1 protein-coding gene is annotated in these 3,118 nt (G+C 61.8%); it reads right to left on the reverse strand.

Features of this window, described 5'->3' with window-relative positions:
- Positions 1-3,118 (reverse strand): beta strand repeat-containing protein (locus tag AC5Y7D_RS30710; RefSeq protein WP_499929930.1); only part of this gene is annotated, 3,118 nt, incomplete at both ends.

Genomic DNA, 3,118 nt, shown 5'->3' on the forward strand with positions numbered 1-3,118 from the left:
ATCGACGAAAGTGATGTCGATCGGCCCGATCTCGCTGCTGATCGCGATCGGAATGGAGGTGTCGGGGCCACCGATGAGGGCATTCACCGGTGGCAGGACTCCGGTGAGGGCGGGAATGGAAATGGTGTCGAAGGTGACGCTGAGGTAGGACGAACCCAGGACGCTGACGGTGATCGGCTTGATGGTGAAGGGATTGACGACGACATTCGTGAGGTCGAGATTGATAGGGATATTGACCGGGATTTCCAAATCCATTGCCACGACCGAGAACTCGGGGATGTGGATGCCGGCGTGGAAACCATAGAGGCCTTGGTAGTCACCGCGCCAGAAGAAGCCGTTACTGTAATTTCCGGCGTTCAAGGCCCCGGTGTTGACGTTTCCTGTGTTCGCCAGCCCGGTGTTGTGGTCACCGGCGTTCAAGAAGCCGGTGTTGTAGTTGCCCGAATTGAAGCTACCGGTGTTGGTGCTGCCGGTGTTGTAACTGCCCGTGTTGTAGCTACCGGGATTGGCCAGGCCGGTGTTGGCGGTGCCGGCGCTCAATAAGCCGGTGTTGTAATTGCCTGCGTTCGCGATGCCGGTATTGCCGGTACCCGGATTCCAAAGACCCGAACCGTAGCTGCCGGCGTTGTCGATGCCGTTGTTGCCAGCGCCGGAGTTTCCGATGCCGGTGTTTCCGGTGCCGGAGTTGAACAGGCCGATGTTTCCGGTGCCCGAGTTGAACAGTCCAATGTTTCCACTGCCGGAGTTGAACAACCCGAAGTTGTCGTTGCCCGAATTAAGCGCGCCGAACCCGACCTCGCCGTTGCCATTCAAGCCGATGCCGATGTTGTTGCTGCCGGTGTTGGCGAAGCCGATATTGGCGTCGCCGGTGTTCGCGAATCCGAGGTTGTCGGCGCCGGCATTCCCGAACCCGCGGTTGGAGTCGCCCAGGTTGGCGAAACCGAGGTTGTGTTCGCCGAGGTTTCCGGAGCCGAAATTGCGCCCGCCAAGGTTTCCCAGTCCGACATTGGAATTGCCGATATTGGCGTTGCCGACGTTGCGACTGCCGATGTTCCCGCTGCCGAGGTTGACGTCGCCGACGTTGCCACTGCCGACGTTGAGGTCGCCGTCGTTGGCGAAGCCGATGTTCGAGATCGCGAAGTTGCCGAACAATCCGGCCAGGTCGCTGCCTCTGTTTGCCACGCCGGAGACGTTGGCTGCCTGGGTGAGGTCCAGGGTGCTCGTGTTGAACAGGCCCGACATGGTGTTGCCCAGGTTCGCCATTCCCGACACCAGGTCGCCGACGTTCTTGACGCCCGAGATGCCCGCGCTGCCCGAGCCGAGGTTGAAGAAGCCGGAATTGTTGGTGCCGATGTTGGCAACCCCCGAGGAGCTTCCGGTGCCGGCGTTGAAGAATCCCGACGACGGGACGCTGGTGGAGTTGCCGAATCCGGGGGCGGCCGGAATGTCGATGATCGGTATGGCGATCGGGCCGATGCCGCCCGTCCCGTTGACGGATATTGCCGTGGTCGGCCCGCCGATAGTGGTTTGAATGGCAGGAAGTGAGATCGCAATGTCTCCCAGCGTGATGGGTCCGACGCTCAGCGCTTGCGTCTCTCCGGTACTCAAGATATTGATGTCGGCGGTGTACTCGGGGATGGTGAAGCCCTGGATGGTCAGGGTGCCCAGCGTCGCGCTGATCGGAATGTTGATCGGGATGGTGACGTCCAGCTCGACGGGGATGGCGGTATCGGGGATGGAAATCGTGTAGTTGAAGCCGAACAATCCCTGGTAATCGCCCCGCCACAGCAGCCCGTTGCTGAAATTTCCCGCGATGAACGCCCCGGTGTTGACGTTGCCGGAATTGGCCAGGCCGGTGTTGTAGTTGCCGGTATTCGCCAGACCCGTGTTATACCAACCCGGGTTGAAGCCCAGGGTGTTGAAGCTGCCGGCATTGAAGCTGCCGGAGTTGTAGTGCCCTGCGTTGCCGATGCCGGTGTTGGCATTGCCGGAGTCGAACAAGCCGGTGTTGATGTCGCCGGAGCTGAACAAACCCGTGTTGAGCTGACCACTGTTGCCGATTCCCCAGTTACCACTGCCGGAGTTCCCGATGCCGACGTTCCCGCTGCCGGAGTTGAACAATCCGGTATTGCCGGTACCCGAGTTGAACAACCCGTCGTTGGCACTGCCGGAATTCATTGCGCCGAAGCCGATTTCGCCGTTACCGGTGAGCCCGATACCGATGTTGTTGCTGCCGCTGTTGGCCAAGCCGATGTTGAAGTCGCCGGTGTTGGCAATGCCGCTGTTGGCGTTGCCGGCGTTGCCGAATCCGTGGTTGTCGTCGCCGAAATTTCCCCGGCCGATGTTGTGGTCGCCGAGGTTCCCGGAGCCGAGATTCTGGACGCCGAGGTTGCCGAAACCGGCATTGAGGTTGCCGATGTTTCCGCCGCCGAGATTCAGGTTTCCGATGTTTCCTGCGCCGACGTTGTAGTCACCGACATTGCCCAAGCCCGCATTCAAGGTGCCCACATTCGCCGGGCCCAGGTTGTAGGACGTCGTCCCGGTCACACTGTCGCGGTACAGGCCGGCGAGGTTGGTACCGAAGTTGGCCACACCCGAGACATTGGCGGGGGCGGCGGTGTTGAAGTAGCCCGACACGGTCTCGCCGTAGTTGAGCAGCCCCGACTGCAGTGCGCCGACGTTGCGGTAGCCCGAGACGCCGCCGGAGGAGAAGTTGCGGAAGCCGGAGGTGTCGGCGCCGACGTTGGCAAAGCCGGATGCGGTGCCGGTGCCGGAGTTGAAGAAGCCCGAGGATGGGTTGGTGGTCGAATTTCCGTACCCCGGAGCGCCGCCAATGTCGATGATCGTCCAGGTGGCGGGTCCGAGGCTGGCGGCGGCGGGGATGACGATCACGGTTGAACCGTCCGCGTTGCCGATCTGAATCACCGGTGTGGGACCGGAGGCGTACACGGGCGGAATCGTCAGTGAGTTCACGGTGCCCTCGAGGACGGGGATGGGCCCGAGTGCGGCGGTGGTGCCGAAGGGGATGTCCTCGATGGTGATCCCGTGGTAGACGGTGGTGGTGAAGCTGGCCGTCACGGGGATGTCGACTGGGACGGTGGCGACCAGGTCCAGCGCG

Source organism: Mycobacterium sp. NGS49, assembly GCF_059812565.1.